The organism is Pantoea sp. Ft-CA_14 (genome assembly GCF_024520875.1).
GTDB lineage: Bacteria > Pseudomonadota > Gammaproteobacteria > Enterobacterales > Enterobacteriaceae > Pantoea > Pantoea agglomerans.
Map to the genome: position 1 here is coordinate 387,450 of NZ_JALNPM010000002.1, position 19,290 is coordinate 406,739.

The following is a 19,290-nucleotide window of genomic DNA, read 5'->3' on the forward strand; positions in this document are numbered from 1 at the left end:
TCAGGGGCAGCTAAAGCCGGGAAGCTGGAACGGGTTACGAATGCTGCCAGGGGTGAACGACAGCGTGACCTGATGACCGTCCACGCTGAAACTCGCTTCGCGGGTCAGGCCGCCTGCCGCTGTCAGCCGGGCGCGGTCAAAGAAGCGATTGAGCGCCCAGGGACCGCTGGTGACCAGCGTGGAGGTAGTGCCGTTGGTCAGACCCAGCTGCATCCGCACCTGGCTGGTGCCGCCGGGGCCGGGCCAGCTGACCATCTGCACCGCCTGCGGTCCGTGGCTGTAGCGTAAAATCTGCCCATCCACATCCAGCGTCAGGTTAAGGATGTCGTTATCCATTTTTACCGTGCGCAGCGTGACGCGGAAGCCGGGCGTGGTCGCACCATTGGCAAAGAAGGCATCGCGGATTGACTGCGCCTGCTGGAAGGGCCGCAGCAGGGCTTCGCCTCCCGGCAGGGTTTTACCGTCAATGCCCGGCGTAAAGCGCCACGCCGCGTTGGTGGTGTCGACTTTGCTGGCCAGGTTGTCGCGGAAGAAGCTGTCCATCATGCCGCTGCCGGGTGCAAACATCCGCGCCAGATCGTCTGGTGTGACCTCACTGCGCGCAGAGCGAACCAGCGGATAACGACCGGCGATCGCCTGGCGGCAGAAACTGCCCACTTCCATGGTGATGCGCTTGCGGACGTTATCCATATCGCGGCGCTGTGCGTCGCTGCTGGCACCCACCGCCATGCTGGAAACCATGTTCTGCAATGAACCCGGCAGACGGCCGGCACTGGCCTGCAGACGACTGATGGCATCGCTGGCCGGGGGCGGCATCCCGCTGTTCGCCGCATCCTGTACGGCGGTGAGGTAGCGATAGAGATCGTCAATCTGATGCAGGAAGTCATCCACCGCCAGCACCTTACTGCCCTGCTGCAGCGGCTGGGCCAGCTCCAGAACCGGCGCAAAGTGAAGCGCGACGGCCTGCTCCGGTGATGCCTGGGTGGCGGCCTGTCCGCGCGCGGCACTGGCCTCGGGCGAGGTAAACAGCGCTTCAAGGGTGCGGGTGGCGCTGTTATCCGACGGCTTTGCTGCCTGCGCGGTTTTCTCATCCGGTTGCGCCCGGTTCAGCGTCAGCAGACCACCGAGGTTAATCACCAGCTGGCGCAGCGGCGAATGGTTGCCCGACAGCAAACGGGCGGTGTTGATGCGTTGCGAGAGATCGGCGCTGCTGTTGAGCTGAATATCGCTGAGAAACTGCTCCCACTGCCGGATATAGTCCTGCACGTAGAGCTGGCGCACCGCAAGATCCGTCTGCTCACTTTTCTGCTGCGGCGCGGCGCCGCCCAGCACCCAGAGATCGTCCTGATACAATGCCTGGGTCACCGGGGCAATCTGCTTATCCACGTGCTGCCAGTAGCCATCCGGCGTATAGAGACCCGCCACACCGTCATTGACCGATTTACCGCTTTTGCGGGAAAAAACCAGCTCGCTCTGGGGGCCACCCAGCGCCGCCAGCGTCACCGGCTGCAGGCTGTCATCACGTTGCAGCAGGCGCTTCAGCCGTCCATAGACGCGCTGTGACAGCGGCATCTGATTAATCAGCGCCTGCTCGCGCTTTACCAGCGCTTCATCCTTCGCATACGGCGACGAGTGAATCTGCGTCTCCAGCAACTGTTGCAGGTGCCACGCCAGCTGTTTCACCTGCTGCTGAGTGACGTTCTGCGGCAGTTCGCGTGACAGGTTGAGCATCAGCCACGCCTGCAGGAATTTGCCATCATAGTGCTTTGGCTGATAGAGCATCTGATACGCCTTTAGCGCTTCATAGCTGTAGTCAGCATCACTGCCGTTGTCATTACGCAGCCAGCGGGTGATGTTCTGCGCCACCTGCGGCAACAGCAGCTGTTTCAGTGCCTTGTCGTAGAGTGCGCGGGTGGCATCGCTGACCTCGGTGCCGCGATAAAGCCCCATGCGGCGCGTCAGCGGCGGTGCTTCCAGCGAGAAGTCGGCGCTCTCCGGCAGGTGCAACAGGGTGTTGAGATAAGGCACCAGCGCAAAGAGATCGCCATTGACCTGCTGCTGAAGCTGATCACCCAGTTGTTCAACCTGCGGCGCTTTAGCGGCCATCTCCTGCAGATAAGCTTTGTTTTTACTGTAGCTGGTGAGCCACAGCGCCCCGGCCACCAGCAATATCAGCAGCAGCGCCAGATAACCCGACCAGAGTCCGGCGCGGTTGCGCAGCTCCCACCAGCGGTTGCTGCCCGCCAGACCGGACTCCTGGAAAATCACATTTTCCAGCACCCCTTTCAGGAAGAAGCTCTGCCCTTTGTTCTGCGGGATGGGCGACTCTTTATCGACCTTATCCCAGCTTCCTGACTCGCCAGCCTGCTGCCCCGGCAGATTCAGTGCGCGGTTCAGCTCGCCCATCACCCGGTCAAACGGCAGTCCCTCCTGGGTGCCGCTGGCAAAGTAGATACCGCGCGGCGCGAACTGGGTTTCAAAATCGGAGCGGGCAAACAGCGTATCCAGCGCGTCTGCCAGCAACGGCCGCAGCGCCGCAAACTCCTGCGGGAAGAGATAGCTCTCTGCCCGCGCCTGCGCGTCGCTTTCCGTCAGCAGCCGATCGGCCAGTCCGGCATCCAGACGCTGTTGCAGCAGGGAATACTCCTGCTGGAACTGGTTATTAAGTTCGAAATCGGCGGCGGACGCCTTCGCCCAGGGAAAGGTGAATCCCCAGATTTGTTCACGCTGCGCTTTATCCAGCGAGGCAAAGTAGCTGCGGAACCCTTTGAGCAAGTCCGCTTTAGTGACCAGCACATAGACCGGGAAACGGATGCCGAGACGATCGTGCAGCTCCATTAACCGCTGACGCAGTGCCAGCGCCTGATTACGCAGCGCCTCGGGCGACTGCGACAGCAGGTCGGAAACGCTCAGCGTGACGATGACGCCGTTGATCGGCTGACGTCCGCGATATTTACGCAGCAGGTCGAGAAAATGATGCCATTCGCTGGCATCACGCTCCTGCTGACTCTCCTGGGTACTGTAGCGCCCGGCGGTATCGAGCAGCACCGCGTCATTGGTGAACCACCAGTCGCAGTTGCGGGTGCCGCCAATGCCGCGCAGCGCCGACTTGCCGAATTTATCTGCCAGCGGAAACTGCAGCCCCGAGTTGACCAGCGCGGTAGTTTTACCGGCACCGGGCGCGCCGATGATCATGTACCACGGCAGCTGATAGAGATACTGACGGCCAAAGCGCTGTGCCCAGAGCGGCGTGCCCTTGCTGCTGTGGCGCTGGAAGTGCGCCTTTTTCAGCATGTCAGTGGCTTCGGAGAAACGCCCTGCCAGCACCTGCTCTTCACTGGTCAGGCGCTGACGATCGGCTTCCGGCGCATCGCTTTTGCCCGTTTCAAGGCTCGACATCAGCTTGCGATTGAGCCAGATGTTATAGAGCCGCGGAATCGCCTGGCCTAAGCCCCACACCAGATAGAGCAGCGCGATACTGATAATGCGGTTCTGCTCCGGCTCAAGCGGGCGCGAATCGACGATTGAGAACACCGGGCCAATCACCCAGATGATAAAAGAGAGCGCGGTAATGCCGACAAAGCCCCACGCGAGGCGGCTGGTCAGCACCGCAAACAGGATATTCAGCATGGATCAGTTCCCTCTCGCCAGGCCGTTGAGTTCGGCATGCGTCGCATCCGGTGCCACCAGCAGGGTAATTTCAACACGACGGTTACGTGCACGATTTTCTGCGCTGTTATTAGGCACCAGCGGATTGCTTTCACCGCGCCCTTCCGCTTTCACCCGTGACGGCTGCGCCAGCTGCTGTTGCAACAGGGTCTGTACTGACCGGGCACGTGCCAGCGAAAGCTCAAAGTTGGAGGCGAAGCGGGCACTGCGGATCGGCACGTTATCGCTGTAGCCAATCACCTGAATCTGGCCGCTGACATTGTTCATGGCGGCAGCGATGCGCTGGATTACGTCGGTGTAACGTCCGCGCACCTCGGTGGCCGCCGAGGCAAATAGTCCGTCCCCTTTCAGCGTCACCACGCTGCGGTCCGCTTCGTCACGCACCGCTACCAGCCCGGCATCAATTTCCGGTTTCAGGAAAGCGCGCAGGTTCAGCGTGGCGGGCGGTGGTGGCGCAGGGTTACCGATCTTCACTTCCGGCAGCGCCGTCTGATAGATACGGGCCAGTACCGGGGAGGTGTAATCGCCGAGACGCCAGTTGAGCACGATATAGAACAGGCAGGCCGCCAGCCCCGCCACCGCCGCACAGGCCCACAGCGGGATCATTGGCCGCCACAATTTGCGCAGGACCGGCTGATCGGTGGGATGCGGAGACAGCGCTGCTGCATAATTGCCACGCACGCTTTTGATCATCTGCAGCAGGCGCTGTTTGATGGTCTCCAGCTGCGAGCGACCGTTGTCCAGCACCCGGTAGCGTCCTTCGAACCCCAGCAGCAGGCAGAAGTAGATCAACTCCAGCATCAGAATGTGGCGTCTTGGGTTCTGCGACAGCTTAGCCAGCAGCTGAAAAAACTTTTCGCCGCCCCAGGTTTCATTGTGAAAGGTGACCAGCAGACCATTGCTGGTCCAGACGCCGCGGCTGCCCCACGGCGTCAGCGCCGCCGCCTCATCCAGCGCGGTACAGAGACAGTATCGCGCACCGATGATCACTTCATAGCCCAGGCCTGACTGCTGGCAGCTCAGCTCGAAGCGCCGAATCTGATCGATCAGCTGCTGACGCAATTGTGCCGGGTCTTCATGTGATACCGAGTGACGGATCTGAGGAATGGCGTTAATCAGGGGGTTGGCCGCCGCGACCAGCACATTCTGATGGCTGGCCTCCGGCGCAAGATCGCTGTGTGATTTTTGTTGTTCCTGCATCATGCTGCGTGCTCAGTTTATGATTCTGACTGACTACGAATGGCCCAGAACTCCATGTTCAGACCTGGAAACTCACCGGCAAGATGCAGCGCAAAAGCGCCCGAGCGCTCCATCTCTTTCCATAGCTCGCTGTTCTTATCCAGTTCGAAATAGCTGTATCCGGCATGCCACGGGATCTGTGGCGGCGCGCCGGGCATCGCCCGAAGTGCCAGACCGGGCAATTGCAACTGCACCAGATCGCGGATTTTGCTGACCGGGGCGACTTTCATCTGCGCCGGGAAGTGGGTTTTGAGGGTGTCGGCTGGCACGCTGGCTTTCACCGCCAGCACAAAGCCAAACTCATGCACCATACTGCTCTCCGGCACGGTCGCGACGTTAAGACCGTGCGAGCGCTGAATCAGCGGCAGCTGAATCGCGCTCTCTTCCATCACCTGGGACAGCCCCTGACGCAGCAGCAGTGACAGGCGGCTAAAACAGCTGTGCAGATCGTCATGATCGTAGAGCGGCAGGCCATCGGGCGCGCGGGCTGGCGTCCAGGTACTGAGCTCCGCCGCCAGTTGCAGCCAGTGGCTGTAGAGCGTTTCAGGATGCAGCAGCGGCAGATGTTGCAGGTGAGTGTGCAGGCCAAGCTGACGATTGAGCAGCGCCAGCAGCATAAAATCGACCATATCCGCGCTGTTAAAACGACCGGTGCCCGGCGCGCGCTGACTCAGCTGCTGGCTGCGTTGCTGGATCAGCCCGTGCAGATCGTTGAACATGTTTTGCAGCGGACGGCTGCTGTTAAGCGTCAGCATCGGCGGGATGTAGTCGCTGTCGAGCCGGATGTGGTTGTCGCTGCGTTTTTCAATCACCTGAGCCACGCCCATGGCGGTCCACTCGGCGGTCAAATCCTGTTCCAGCATCAGCCGCAGACGCAGTTTGCCGAACTGCACCGTGGCGCTGCCCACGGCCTGGGCATTGTCATCTTCCACTTCTGCTTCCCAGGCGAGGTAGCGCGCCAGAGAATCCTGCGACTCCTGAAAGGCCACCGCTTCGCGGCCATTGCGGCGTGCCGGAATGGCCAGCACCACTTTGCTGCGGTCAACGGAGGCAGGCAGATCAAGCGGGGCCGGACCGTGCTGTGGCTGGCTGAAGGCAAAAAACGTGCCGTCAGGCAGACAACCGCTGGCGGCGCTCAGCGCCAGTTTCCCCTGGCGCAGCAGCGCTTCATCGAACTCCAGATCGTAAAAACCCCAGGTATAGGCGCGCTGCGACTGGCCCCACTCACGCAGGGTGCTGAGAAGATAATTTTCTGACTGCTGGAAATGGTGAGGACGCAGAAACATCCCCTCGGTCCAGACCACCTTTTCGGCTCTGTTCATAGACATCACTGTTTTTCCACGCGAAGGCCGTTAATCCCCGCCACGATGCGCGCATTCAGCTCACCATCGTCACGCTTCCAGAACGCCCAGAATGAGGGTGATTCGCCTTCTGGAACCGGCAGCGACAGTCGCCAGACCTTGCCATCCAGCGCCTGATATTCCGCCATGATGCCGATGAAGCGCGCCTCGGGCAGACTCTTAATCCGCAGCGTTTTATGGGGCTGAGTGGAAGTCAGGAAGAACTGTTGCATATTGAGTTGCGCATTATCCAGCGCGGTAGCGGACTGGTTTTGCAGGGAGTAGAAGTCAGCCGACATAAATTCCGCATCGGAGGTCAGTAATACCACCCGGATTTTCAGCGGCGCACCGCCGTTAACCTGGTTTTGCGCCTGAACGTCCAGGTTGTACCAGGCAACGGGCTGTGGAGTACTGCTGCACGCGGTCATCAGCCACGTCAGCAGCACTATCAGCGCCCCACGCCATAGCGTTGTTGTCATCATCCCGCCCTCCCTGCTTAGTGCGATTAGTTAATAATCCAGGTTCCGTTAGTGCTGTTCTGGCAGGCGGTGCTGTCACCGTTTACCGCAACACAGGTTTTCTTCTTGCTGCTGCGCACCCGGCGCTTCGGCTGGTCAGCCTTGATCGTCTGATCGTAAAGCTCGCTTTTCACCACGGCGCGAAATGGCACATAGCCGGTCAGCTGAACGGTTGCCTGCGGCGCTGCGGAGGGCGCTGACTCTTTAACGGCACTGCTGGCTTTACCCGGTTCAGGTTCTGCTGACGCCTGAGCGGGTTCACCCAGCGCCAGCCAGTTGTTCTCTACCTGACCAATCACGGTGTAGCTTTCGCCGGTTTTCAGCGTCTCCACCACCTTGCCGCCAAAACTCGGATGGCTCATCACCGAAGCGGGATAGAGCGCACGGTAGGTTTCATTGACCGGGCTGAACTGCGCAGGCGGTTTAACCGCATAACGGTGACTGATCACCACGCCATCCACGGTGCTGGTAACCAGCGTGTCATCCGTCATTTTTGGCGGCGTTTTACAACCCGCGACAGAAAAAACAAACATCAGGCCTAACGCAATACGGAGCTTCACCATTTTTTTCATGTTGTGTTCCATTCATATCCTGGAGAGTGGCCAGAGGCCGGTTGTCAGTAATGAAAATCGGGAATGTGGTGCTGATAGAGCGCCACTTAGTGCCAGCCTAAAAGAAAAACCTTAAGCAAATAGCGTTAACGTGCCATGGCGAGGCACTTTAAAAGATCAACTAACGTTAACTATTAAAAAGCAACTCTGGCGACCGGGACAGGTGCAGCGAGAAATCTGAGCTGGCAAGAAATGATCAGAAACATGATCTAATTTTTTGCGTCAGATTGGATGAGGAAGGCAAAACCCAAGCTTTACTTATGCCATCCCTGGCCGAAAAACTGACATATTGACTCAGATTTACACTTGTGACGCTATTCGCTGACAAAAGAAAAAAGCGCAGCGCACAGGCTGATTTTCCTGTTTTCACGATCACATTCAGTAAGTTACAAGATGTGTATAAGCTCATAGCTACCGCACGAGCCAGGTATATCCTGCCCGTCGGTATGAAATCACAATTCCTTTGTAAACATAAGCTGCGAGTTTACAGAAGATTGACAAAATTTCAACGGGCCACTTTCATAAGATTTTACTTAAGTAAAGTTTAAGTAATTTACTTAGTGCAAATATGTGTTACTTTTAATCACTCACTTAGGATTATTCCTAACATGATGAGCAACTATGAAGTATTCTTACACAGAAAACAGACACCCCTGTAGTCAGCATTAAAAAATCTCATGTAAAAAATGGCGCTGTTTCAACAGGCCGGAATGAAGGTTAACGGCGAGGTGACCGTAATACGTGGCAGTTTTTAGCGTAAAAAACAGTGAGATAATGCCTACAAATCAGCAAGTTGTTTCATTATGGGACGGTTCATAAAGGGCTGAGGATGAGGTGGTCGTGAAGCGAGGTAAGCGAAGCGCAAAACGGCCCGGCGTCGCTTTAAGAAAGGACTAATTAATTGTTCTTTATCGGCATTGCAGCCATTGCCACGCTTCTGATGCTTCTCAGCATGCCCGGCTATGTGGAGCAAAAAAAACCACGCCGTAGCGTGGTTCTGAGGGAAAAGTGCAGGGTTATCCTGGCAGGTTGCGGGCCAGACCTAGAAGAAGCCCAGCGGCTCGATACTGTAGCTGACCAGCAGGTTTTTAGTCTGCTGATAGTGATCCAGCATCATTTTGTGAGTCTCACGCCCGATACCCGACTTCTTATAGCCACCAAAGGCAGCGTGCGCCGGATAGAGGTGATAACAGTTGGTCCAGACGCGCCCGGCTTTAATCGCCCTGCCCACACGGTAAGCACGGTTGATATCGCGGGTCCAGACGCCAGCACCTAACCCATAGATGGAGTCGTTGGCGATACTGATTGCTTCTGCCTCATCTTTAAAGGTGGTGATGCCAATGACCGGGCCAAAGATTTCCTCCTGGAAAACGCGCATGCTGTTGTTGCCTTTCAGCAGTGTCGGCTGAATGTAGTAGCCGCTGTTAAGTGAGTCATCCAGCTTCTCTACGCCACCGCCCACCAGCACTTCCGCGCCCTCCTGTCGGGCAACCTCAAGATAAGAGAGAATTTTATCGAACTGCTGCTGCGACGCCTGCGCGCCCACCATGGTTTCGGTATCCAGCGGATCGCCACGTTTGATGGTTTTTACCCGCTTCATCACGGCCGCCATAAAGGGTTCGTAGATCGACTCCTGTACCAGCGCACGCGACGGACAGGTACAGACTTCGCCCTGATTCAGGAAGCCCAGCACGACGCCTTCGGCGGCTTTCTCTATAAAGCTCTCCTCCGCCTGCATGATGTCTTCAAAGAAGATGTTAGGTGATTTACCGCCCAGCTCGACGGTCGAGGGGATCAGGCTTTTTGCTGCCAGCTCCAGAATATGACCGCCGGTTGCGGTAGAGCCGGTGAAGGCTACCTTGGCGATGCCGGAATGGGAGGCGAGCGCTTCACCCGCCTCTTTGCCGAACCCATGCACCACGTTCAGCACACCCGGCGGCAGCAGATCTTTAATCAGATCGACAAAAACGGTGATCGACAGCGGGGTCTGCTCAGCCGGTTTCAGCACCACACAGTTACCCGCGCCCAGTGCCGGAGCCAGTTTCCACGCCGCCATTAATAGCGGAAAGTTCCATGGAATGATCTGCGCTACCACGCCCAGCGGCTCATGGAAATGATAGGCGGCGGTAAACTCATCAATCTCGGCGGCACTGCCCTCCTGCGCCCGGACACAACCGGCAAAGTAACGGAAGTGATCGACGGCCAGCGGCATATCGGCCGCCAGGGTTTCGCGTACCGGTTTACCGTTATCCCAGGTTTCATAGACCGCCATCGTCTCCAGATGCTGTTCCAGCCGATCGGCGATTTTCAGTAACAGCAGCGAGCGTTGTTGCGGCGAGGTCTTGCCCCAGGCTTCCGCCGCCGCTGCCGCAGCAGCCACAGCGTTATCAACATCGGCAACGTCTGAGCGCGGAAACTCACCGGCCGCAGAGCCGTTCACCGGGGAGGTATTGGTGAAGTAGTTGCCGTTCACCGGCGCGACGAATTCACCATTAATGAAGTTGCCATAATTCTTTTGTAGGGTAATCAGAGAACCCTGTTCTCCGGGGGCGGCATAACGCATGATCATTCTCCTGACAGGTGACTGATGTAACAATGATGAAACTTATTATTAACATGAAGCATCATCAAGAGCCTGTCAGTTCTGTTAACCGGAAACTGTGACCGCCCCGAAGGAATGGGTGTTTACGCTTCGTCTTTAGATAATTCCGACTTTTACCCAAAAGGCTGGTCAGAGAGAAACTTGTGCGGCACAAAGGGGTCAACGTGAGGATGAATTCATTCTGGAGATGAGCATGCTGGCTTCAGCTTTTACCCTGATGCGCGCTAAAGCCAATTTCGTGCATCAGTTTATCCGCAACCCGCGCAAGATGGGCAGCATTACGCCCTCGTCAGAGGCGCTGTGCCGCACCATGATTACGTCGGTGGAATGGCCTGAAAAGTTACGTATCGCCGAACTCGGCGCGGGCGACGGTGTACTGACGCGGCAGATACTGGCGCAGATGTCACCCGATGCCACGCTGGATGCCTTTGAGATCAGCAGCACGCTGGCCGATAAGCTTAATGCGCTGAACGATCCGCGCATGACGGTGCGCACCTGTTCAGCGGAATACCTGAGCGGAGAATATGACGTGATCTTCTCTGGCCTGCCGCTGCTCTCCTTACCCACTGAATTGCGTGAGGCGATTCTGCGTGCGGTGTATAACGCCCTCGGGCCCAACGGCGTCTTTGTACAGTTCCAGTATACCTCGCTGACTCAGCCAGACCTGTCGCGCTACTTCACCTGGGAGCGCCAGCGGGTGATGAAAAACGTGCCACCCGCCTGGGTCTATCGCTGCACGCGTCACTACGCACCCTGAGCTTGCGCCATTGCAGGGCGCGTTTGTTGCCAGAACGCCACCAGCAACTCACGCGCCCAGTCTTTCCCCTCCATCTCGTTTTCCCCATCTTCTGTACAGCCTTTGGGCATACAAACGTTCATGATGTGCCGTGAAAATTCAGGATGAAACTGCACCGATAGCGCCTGCGGCGAATAACGGACAATCTGACAGCCATCGCGCGCAGAGGCGGCCAGCACCTGCGCCTGTTGTGGCGCGCTGATCACCGACTGGCGATGTGACAGCCAGACGCTGAAGTCCTGTGGCAATTTCTTTAGTAGCGGATCGCGCTGCGCCTCCGGCATACAGTTGATTGGTAACAGCCCGCGTTCCCAGCCGTTGGGGTTGTCCGCCACCTCGCCACCCAGCGCATAGGCCATCAGCTGGTGACCGTAGCAGACCCCCAGCAGCGGCAAGCCGTGATCCATCGCTGCGCGAATCCATACGGCGCTGCGTTCGCTCCATTCAGCGTGATCGGTGACCATCGCCCAGGAACCGCTGAGGATCGCCCCGGAAATCTGGTCGAAAGCGGGTAGCGCCTCGCCCAGATGGGGCCGTACAATCAGGTATTCATCGGGTTGCAGGTTTAACGCGTCGATGAACCAGCGCGGCTGTTCACCAATCTCTGAGACAACGTTTGCGGGTGGGACTTCAAGCTGAATTAACGCAAGGGGTAAGGCGGACGTGTAGGTCATACCGAATCAGTTCCTTTAAGAAGTCGTTTCAAATCAGTCTGCCAGCAACGCGCCCGAAAGTCTCATCAGGCTGCGCCGCAATCGCAGAAAATTTCTCCCTGCGATTGGCTGCAATGCCGCAGTTCGTGCCATCATTAGCGGGCTAAGCAAAAAAACATCGAAAGGATATTATCGTGGCTGTGCGGCATTTTTTTCTGATTCTGATGGTGGTTTCAATCTGGGCCTTCAACAACGTTGCGGTGAAATGGGGCCTGCTGGAGCTTCCACCACTTTTCCTGACGTTTATGCGCTTTGTGGTCGTCGCCATCGTACTGGTACCGTTTTGCCGGATTAACCGTCAGCAGCTACCCTGGCTGTTGCTGCTGGCTTTCACGTTCGGTTTTATGCACTTTTCGCTGCTGTTTGTCGGCCTGCGCTATACCGATGCCGGCACCGGCGCGATTGTGGTTCAGCTCGGTACACCCATTGCCATGCTGCTGGCGATGGTGGTGCTGAAAGAGAAGCTGAAGCTGGTGCAGCTGATGGGCATTATGATCTCGCTGAGCGGCGTCGTCGTGCTCTCCGGCAGCCCGACGATTCCGTCGTGGTGGGTGCTTTGTCTGTTGTTGTGCAGCGCCACCGGCTGGGCTGTCAGCAACCTGATTGTGAAAAAGTCACCGCCGATTAAACCGCTGACCATGACCGGCTGGATTGCGTTTCTGGCCATTCCTGTCGTCGGCGCATCCAGTCTGTTGATGGAATCACATCAGCTCTACGCCCTGCAAAATGCGGGCTGGCATGGCTGGTTTGCCATTCTTTATAGCGCTATCGCCTCGTCAATTGTCGCCTATACACTGTGGTATATGCTGCTGAAGAAATATAACGTCAACCTGATCATGCCCTACTCACTGCTGACGCCGGTATTATCCGTGCTGATGGGGATTGTAGTGCTGGGCGACAGCCTCAACAGCTTCAAGATTATCGGTGCGTCGCTGGTGATCCTTGGTACCGCTATTGCTGTAATCAACCTGCGTAGCCTGCGGATGCATGCCCGCTTCCCGCGCCTGCGGCGGCGTTAATCCCGCGTGCTATGCTTGAGAAATCACCTCTCTCAGGAAGCACAACATGGACTCACCGCTTGCCGCCTCTCTCTGGCAGCAGATGCAGCAGGGATTGCGAGGTCGCGACGCCGCCTGGCCTCTCCCCGCCTTCGTTGATCGCGCCACCTTCTCTTCTGCCTTTGCCGTCAGTGAACTGGCGGCCACCAGTATCGGTCTGGCAACGCAGGCTGCTGCTGCGCTTATCGCCACATCCCGCCCTGAACTCTCTCCGCCCGTCACCGTTAACGTCCGGCTAGCGTCACGCTGGTTTCAGCAGAGCTTTCATCCGCTGAATCGCGCGGCACCCGCGATGTGGGATGCGTTTGCCGGTGACTATCGCAGCCGGGATGGCTGGATCCGTCTGCACACCAACGCCGTGCATCACCGGCTGGCGATGGAGCGGGTGCTGGGCGCGCACGCCGATCGCGCAGCACTGGCGCAGCAGGTGCAACAGTGGCAGGCCAGCGAACTGGAGCAGGCCGTTATTGATGCGGGTGGCTGTGCCGCAGAGATGCGCAGCGCCGCCGCCTGGCAGCAGCATCCGCAGGGCCTGGCCGTGCAGCGCGAACCGCTCTTTAGCTGGCAGACCACACAACAGGCAGCGGCGCCGGCGTGGCCGCTGGCCGAAGCCCGTCCTTTACTGGGCATCAAAGTACTGGATCTGACGCGGATTATTGCCGGGCCGGTCGCTACCCGTTTTCTTGCCAGCCTGGGAGCCAGCGTGCTGCGCATCGATCCGCCCGGCTGGCAGGAGCCGACGCTGGATGAAGAGATGAGCTGCGGCAAGCGACGAGCGGTGCTGGATCTGACTCAGCCCGCCGATCGCGAGCAGTTTATCCACTTGCTGCGTGAAGCGGACGTGCTGGTACATGGCTATCGGGCGGATGCGCTGGAACGGCTCGGGTTTGACGCGGAGACCCTTCAGTCCCTCTCACCCGGTCTGGTTGATGCCGGCCTGAATGCCTGGGGCTGGCAGGGTCCGTGGCGCAATCGCCGGGGTTTTGACAGTCTGGTGCAGATGGGGTGCGGCATTGCTGAAAGAGGCATGCAGTGGCAGCAGAGCGACAAACCGGTTCCGCTGCCGGTGCAGGCGCTGGATCATGCCAGCGGCTATCTGCTGGCGGCGGCGGTGCTGGAGGGATTACGGCGACGCATTACTGAGGGCCACGGCAGTCAGGTCCGGCTGTCGCTGGCGCGCACCGCGTGGCTGTTGCAGCAGCATCCCACCGATCAGCGCACAGGCTCCGGCATTGCGCCGCAGGTTAAGGATAACCTGCCCTGTTACGAATTAACGCCGTGGGGGTTTGGAGTGAGGCTGCGAGCGGCCGCCTGGCTGCCCGGCACCCCACAGCTCTGTGCGACGTCAGGCTGTGCGCCGGGTACGCACCCGGCGACGTGGTGAAGCAAAACATTAGATAATTAGAAAAATAATGTTGATAGCATTAGATTGCTATCTTATTATTTACATATGAGTCAGGGACGAAGTTCATTGAAACGGGGTGCAGAATGGTCAGGGTAGACTGGTCCAGGCGGGCATTGAAGCACCTTATGAAGATCGACAAACGTTATCAGAAAATCATTTACCAGAAGGTGGGTGAGTTAGTCAGTTTCCCGGTCGTCACACTGGACATTAAAAAAATGCAGGGCAGAGATAATCACTACCGGCTGCGGGTTGGCAACTACCGGGTCCTTTTTACGTTAACCGGGGGCGAACCGGTGATTCTGGAAATTACAGAGGTAGCAAGAAGAACATCCGTCACTTACTAAAGCTTTTTGGATACCGGCATAGCCTTACGCACTCACGACCTCTGCTGCGACACACAATTACCCGGATAAACTATGTCAAAACAGTACATCTATGATGAAGCAGGCAAACCCCAGTTTGTGGTCTTGCCGGTGGCGGAATATGAAAGGCTGCTCTCGGCCAGCGATGGCGAATGGGAGACTATTCCTGTGGAGGCTGACGAGCACGACGATGAGACGATCCCGCACGACGTTGCAGGGATCATGATTGAGCAGGAAGTGAGTCTTCAGGCGGCCTGGCGCATCTGGCGGGGGCTTAGCCAGCATGATGTGGCTCAGCAGTTGGGGACCACGCAAAGTGCGATCTCTCAACTGGAGCGTATTGAAAGTAAGCCGCAGAAAAAGACGCGTGAACGTCTCGCAAAACTGTATGGCTGCCGACCCGGGCAGTTAATCCTGTAAGCCGATTGAGAGGGCTCAGGTGCCCGAAAAAAAGCACGCCGTATCCAGAGAATCCCCCCCAGAACCCATTGAGAAAGATGATTCAGCACTGTGCGCCGGGTACGCACCCGGCGACGTGGTGAATCAGGCGTCAGGCGTCTCTTCGCTGCTATCCAGCAGTTCGTTGTACATCGCCTGGATCGCTTCGCGGCTCAGCATGGCAAGAGTACGATAAAAAGCGGTGGTCGCGTGCGCTTCCACTTTCCCCAGGAAAGCACCGCACCACGGCAGCAGATACTCTTCAAACAGCGCCATCTGCGCCGCGCTCTCATCTTCCGCTGACTGATCTTCCAGCCATGACGCAGCCAGCATCAGCACACCAAAATGATCAGCAGGCGCATCGCTCAGCGGCATTCCGCGTGAGGTCAGGAACGCACGCACTTCTGGCTCCGTTTTGCCTTCCGGCCACTGTGAGGCGTACGGCGGCACGTTGCAATCGCTGCCAACAAACAGCGCGTTGTAATCGGCGGCCAGCGCCTGGGGATCGCTGTTCTGTTGCAGACGGGTCAGCAGCTCATCCTGCTCCAGCGGCCACTGCGACTGCAGTTTGCCTTCACGCAGCAGCGTAAACAGCGGCACCAGCAGCGGGTCCTGCGGCTGACGATTAAACAGTGAGCCGATCACGCGGCACAGAATGGAAAACTCATTCATGAGTCAGATTTCCTTGAGGCAAGTAAATTAAAAGTCAGCCAGTTCAGCAATATGTTTGCCGCTGCGCTGCTCCAGAAAGTCGAGCAGGCGACGCGGCGTGACATTTAACACCCGATCCTCAGGAAAATCCACCTCGCGGGCGATGCGCAGGCAATGTTCAAAATTTCCGAGCATAAACGCCGTATGGGAATCGGAGCCAAATGCCAGCCGTCCACCGGCATCGGCGGTCTTAAAAACGGCGATGACCGGGACTCTGAGTAATCGACCCTTACACCTGGCTATCTCAGCCAGAAAGTGAGTTCATACTTCAGAAAAAATCTTAAAGCAACTGGTTAATTTTGCATAGAAAACTTCAGAATACATCATCCAGCAACTTCTGATTCTGATGAACTATTAGCCAGGCGGAATGAAGATATGCAATAACAGGCTAATCAAATTCGTAAATTTTCATAAAAAAATAGAATAAAATAAAAAGCACTTTTCATACGAGGGCTTACCTCCACTAGTAATAGCGAAAATATTTTCCACAAAAATAAATAATTAAAAGGATCCATAGAAAAGCGAACAGCAGACCATATGTAGGAAAAACGCTTACAAAAAAAATGGCCCCGACCAGACCGGCCGCTGGTGGTATAAGTCCAAAGAAGGATTGACTTACCCAGGCATATAGCCAGCGAAGGATCGCCTTCATTTTATTAAAATCTTGTTTAGTAGATTTAAAATCTGCTCTTCGCTAGTGGAACCTGAATTTTTCAAATAGATTATTTTAGACATTTCCGGCTCAATCAAATAATAGAACATTTCTAAATTAGCATTATATAAGTCGAAGTAATACTCCGCATCATCGAAGCGTAATTTTCTTGCTGCTTTTGTGGCAATCTCAAACTTACCATAAAATTTAAAAGCGGTTACGGCATACGAACTTGTAGCATTAATTACATTAATATGTGACTGTTTGAAATCCCGGGATTGTGTAATAACGAGAGCGATTAACTGTGCTATAGCAAGTTTAGAGAATTTACCAGAAGCATAATCAGACGCTTTTTCAGCTAACAGTCTCTGTATGTTCTGGATGCCTGTATCACCAATACGGCTCAGTTTTTTTCTGAAGTATATTTCTACCATCTCTAAAACCACGTCCTGCCGGGTAAACAGCATTCTGAGTTGCTTCAGGTATCGCAAATCTTCCTGCTTAAGTTGATTACAAACATCCTTGTAGTCATCAAAAAAGCATGAACCATAGCCGCTTGCACGTTGAGCGCCAGACACAATCCCCCTTCCTGTATCAAGCATTGTTTGATGTAACTCAGCAAGTGCCTTCTCAAAGTTAAGCGCAATGGTTCGCTCTGCCTGAAGTTTAATCTTAAGATAAGACATGCTCATACTCATCCCTTTGTGTAGAATTCCTTATGCAACGATTGTATACTGAAGTGAAAGGTATGCAAAGAGAATGGCTTATGAAAAGGATCAAGTGGCTGGCTTTATACACCGTATTTACTCTATTTTATCTTATAGTGATCCCGGAAATCATCTTCAGAACCCTTTCGGAAGATGCTTACATGAAGCTCGGTGAAATCGTAAATCCATTTCAAATTTTCCCTTCAACAGCGAATGCATTATTCATAGCAATAATAATTTCAGCTTTGCTATTAGCATGGTTAACTATTAAATTAGTAAAGCGCGTTACCAGGCGTGGTAATTCTACGCTTTGATCTAACGCGATCAATAAAGAGCAGAGTAGAACTTAAAATTTACGCCATTACCCGCCCGGACGAACCGCCCCGTTGACATTGCTAACCCGAACGATTGAGACCATTTTTCAGTTATTAAGTGCTCTCTCAGCTTTAAGCTTCAGGTCTTGCCACACGCCCTTTCCGGGCTGATAAGAGAACACGTTACGGTAAAATACTCGCCTCAGTCATTATATCCCCGCAGATAAAAGCGGGGATTTTCATCATGGTGAGCGTGTTGCTTACCTGGCATGGCGCTAAAAGTCAGCCAGTTCAGCAATATGTTTGCCGCTGCGCAGCTCCAGAAAGTCGAGCAGGCGACGCGGCGTGACATTTAACACCCGATCCTCAGGAAATTCCACCTCGCGGGCGATGCGCAGGCAGTGATCGAAGTGACCCAGCGTAAACGCGGTGTGGGAATCGGAGCCAAATGCCAGCCGTCCACCGGCATCGCGCACCGCGGCAGCGATAGCCCGGCAGTTTGGTTCACTGCCCGGACGCGAATGGGTAAAGGAGGAGTTGTTCAGCTCCAGCGCCACATCGTAGTGCGCGGCTGCCTCGGCGATAGCCGGTATATCGACCGGGAATTTCGGGTTGCCTGGATGACTGATGATATGGACCAGCCCGCCCGCCATCGCAGCGATCATCGCATCCGTATGATGTTTCCGGTCGCGCGGCGCATAAACCGGCTCGTGAAAACCGGCGACGATCAAATCCAGCGCATCGAGCATCGGGCCGGAACAGTCGATTTCGCCCTGCTGATTTTTAATATTGGCTTCGATACCGCGCAGAATACCCACGCCATCGATCACGCGCGGCCAGACGCGCATATTAATGAAGTGCCAGTAGTGCGGCGCGTCGGCCATGTCGGGGCCGTGATCGGTAATAGCAAACAGTTTCATGCCGGTTTGCTTCGCCTGAGTCACGTAGTCGTGCAGCGTGCTGTAAGCATGCGTGCTGGCGATGGTGTGCATATGCAGATCTACCGGATACATCCTCTTCTCCTGCTGATTGCCCCTGACGGGGCCGGTTCATTAATAGCCGCGCTGACGATCCACCCTGCCCTGCGGCGGCTCGCCTGCCTGGTCCTGGGTGATGGCGCGGGCGATGTAGTCGATAGCTTCGTCGATCAAGGTTACCGCCGCATTATGGGGCGTGATCGTGACGCGCGGATGTGACCAGAGCGGATGCGCTTCGGGCAGTGGTTCAACCTGAAAGACATCCAGCGCCGCTGCTTTCAGCTGCCCGCTATTGAGCGCGGCCAGCAGATCTTCTTCCACCACCTGCGCGCCACGCGCGATGTTGAGGAAGAAAGCGCCGTGCGGCAGCTGCTGTAAAAAGTGGTGGTCGATAAGATTAATGGTCTCGTGCGTGCTCGGCAGCAGGTTGATCACCACCCGCGTCTCCTGTAGAAAGGCAGGCAATGCATCGCGACCGGCAAAGCTGGTCACGCCATCAATTTCTTTGGGTGAGCGGCTCCAGACGCGTAACGGGAATCCCCAGGGTTTAAGGCTTTCCGCCACGCTCTGCCCCAGCACGCCCGCCCCCAGGATGCCGATAGTAAAGTTTTCACGCGTGTAAGCGGGCAGTGGCTGCCAGCACTGTTGCTGCTGCTGGAGACGGTAGTCGTCAAAACGACGGAACCAGCTCAGTACGCTATGAACCGCATACTCCTGCATCTGCCGCGCCATGCCGGTATCTTCCAGCCGGTACAGTGGCACGCTGTCGGGCAGCATCTCAGGGTTCTGCTGCAGCTGTTTCAGAATCTCGTCCACGCCTGCCCCCAGCGCAAAGACGCCGCGCAGGGTGGCGCGTCCCTGCAGCATTTCTGTGGGGGGCGAACGGACCAGCGCGTAATCAGCCGGACCGTTATCGCCTGGCTGCCAGGCACGCACCCGCGCCTGGGGCAGACGCTGTTGTAAACCGTTAATCCAGGCCGCTGCAGACTGCGACGGGTGATACCAGATGATCTCCATCCTGCTCTCCTTTTTTTCTTTCAGCGTCAGGGAAAAGCGAGGTGAGAGCAAGAAAAAACCAGCGTAATAAAGCGGTTTTTTCCATAAAAATAATTCCCGTGGCTTCACATTTCCGGCTCGCTTCAGGGTGAAGTGGTCAGATAAGGTCTAAAGTTGGTCCT

The 19,290-nt window shown here is 56.2% G+C and carries 16 protein-coding genes and 1 pseudogene; 5 read left to right on the forward strand and 12 right to left on the reverse strand.

The features are described from left to right. The 6 genes from tssM to NR195_RS05060 all read right to left on the reverse strand — a co-directional run bounded on the left by tssM (nt 1) and on the right by NR195_RS05060 (nt 9,940). Nucleotides 1-3,630: a type VI secretion system membrane subunit TssM gene (gene tssM, locus NR195_RS05035; RefSeq protein ID WP_256844200.1), complete on the reverse strand. Its 3,630-nt coding sequence runs from the start codon at nt 3,628-3,630 to the stop codon at nt 1-3. A gap of 3 nt (nt 3,631-3,633) precedes the next feature. After that, nucleotides 3,634-4,872, reverse strand: coding sequence for a DotU family type VI secretion system protein (locus tag NR195_RS05040; protein ID WP_010246128.1), 1,239 nt, complete (start codon nt 4,870-4,872; stop codon nt 3,634-3,636). Between the two features lie 14 nt (nt 4,873-4,886). Then, nucleotides 4,887-6,230 (reverse strand): type VI secretion system baseplate subunit TssK, encoded by a 1,344-nt coding sequence (tssK, locus tag NR195_RS05045; protein ID WP_010246132.1) that lies wholly within the window; start codon nt 6,228-6,230, stop codon nt 4,887-4,889. A 5-nt stretch (nt 6,231-6,235) separates the two neighbouring features. Continuing rightward, nucleotides 6,236-6,730: a type VI secretion system lipoprotein TssJ gene (tssJ, locus tag NR195_RS05050; protein ID WP_187505385.1), complete on the reverse strand. Its 495-nt coding sequence runs from the start codon at nt 6,728-6,730 to the stop codon at nt 6,236-6,238. 23 nt (nt 6,731-6,753) lie between these two features. After that, nucleotides 6,754-7,350: a hypothetical protein gene (locus NR195_RS05055; protein WP_010669898.1), complete on the reverse strand. Its 597-nt coding sequence runs from the start codon at nt 7,348-7,350 to the stop codon at nt 6,754-6,756. Between the two features lie 1,069 nt (nt 7,351-8,419). Further along, entirely contained in the window at nt 8,420-9,940 is a 1,521-nt protein-coding gene (locus NR195_RS05060) for an aldehyde dehydrogenase family protein (RefSeq protein WP_010669897.1), read from the reverse strand. 232 nt (nt 9,941-10,172) lie between these two features. On the opposite strand from NR195_RS05060, the gene NR195_RS05065 reads away from it, so the two are divergent. Beyond that, nucleotides 10,173-10,736, forward strand: a complete 564-nt coding sequence (locus NR195_RS05065; protein ID WP_033766984.1) for a class I SAM-dependent methyltransferase — start codon at nt 10,173-10,175, stop codon at nt 10,734-10,736. On the opposite strand, the gene NR195_RS05070 is transcribed toward NR195_RS05065, so the two are convergent. After that, nucleotides 10,724-11,449, reverse strand: coding sequence for a glutamine amidotransferase (locus NR195_RS05070; RefSeq protein ID WP_187505384.1), 726 nt, complete (start codon nt 11,447-11,449; stop codon nt 10,724-10,726). The two genes, NR195_RS05065 and NR195_RS05070, sit on opposite strands and share 13 nt — an antisense overlap. 173 nt (nt 11,450-11,622) lie before the next feature. Between NR195_RS05070 and NR195_RS05075 the strand changes: the two genes are divergently transcribed. The 4 genes from NR195_RS05075 (at nt 11,623) to NR195_RS05090 (ending at nt 14,733) form a co-directional block, all read left to right on the forward strand. Further along, nucleotides 11,623-12,507, forward strand: a complete 885-nt coding sequence (locus tag NR195_RS05075; RefSeq protein ID WP_010669895.1) for a DMT family transporter — start codon at nt 11,623-11,625, stop codon at nt 12,505-12,507. 46 nt (nt 12,508-12,553) lie between these two features. Beyond that, nucleotides 12,554-13,930: a CoA transferase gene (locus NR195_RS05080; RefSeq protein ID WP_256844201.1), complete on the forward strand. Its 1,377-nt coding sequence runs from the start codon at nt 12,554-12,556 to the stop codon at nt 13,928-13,930. A 104-nt stretch (nt 13,931-14,034) separates the two neighbouring features. Continuing rightward, on the forward strand, nt 14,035-14,295 hold the full coding sequence (locus NR195_RS05085) for a type II toxin-antitoxin system RelE/ParE family toxin (RefSeq protein ID WP_061901548.1): 261 nt from the start codon (nt 14,035-14,037) through the stop codon (nt 14,293-14,295). Between the two features lie 72 nt (nt 14,296-14,367). Further along, nucleotides 14,368-14,733, forward strand: a complete 366-nt coding sequence (locus tag NR195_RS05090) for a helix-turn-helix domain-containing protein (protein ID WP_010246157.1) — start codon at nt 14,368-14,370, stop codon at nt 14,731-14,733. Between the two features lie 123 nt (nt 14,734-14,856). Here NR195_RS05090 and NR195_RS05095 read toward each other — a convergent pair whose 3' ends face one another. From NR195_RS05095 to ghrA, 5 genes and pseudogenes are all read right to left on the reverse strand, one after another. Beyond that, a complete protein-coding gene (locus NR195_RS05095) occupies nt 14,857-15,423 on the reverse strand; it encodes a molecular chaperone (RefSeq protein ID WP_010246159.1) in 567 nt (188 codons plus the stop codon). Nucleotides 15,424-15,450: 27 nt separating this feature from the next. Further along, nucleotides 15,451-15,645, reverse strand: a pseudogene (locus tag NR195_RS05100) (phosphatase); the annotation flags it as partial. A gap of 465 nt (nt 15,646-16,110) precedes the next feature. Then, nucleotides 16,111-16,806, reverse strand: a complete 696-nt coding sequence (locus NR195_RS05105; protein WP_064691199.1) for a hypothetical protein — start codon at nt 16,804-16,806, stop codon at nt 16,111-16,113. Nucleotides 16,807-17,410: 604 nt separating this feature from the next. Next, the gene (locus tag NR195_RS05110; protein ID WP_256844202.1) at nt 17,411-18,148 is read right to left on the reverse strand and encodes a phosphatase; all 738 of its coding nucleotides are present in this window, start codon (nt 18,146-18,148) and stop codon (nt 17,411-17,413) included. A 39-nt stretch (nt 18,149-18,187) separates the two neighbouring features. Continuing rightward, a complete protein-coding gene (ghrA, locus tag NR195_RS05115; RefSeq protein WP_010669887.1) occupies nt 18,188-19,129 on the reverse strand; it encodes a glyoxylate/hydroxypyruvate reductase GhrA in 942 nt (313 codons plus the stop codon). Nucleotides 19,130-19,290: the final 161 nt, after the last annotated feature.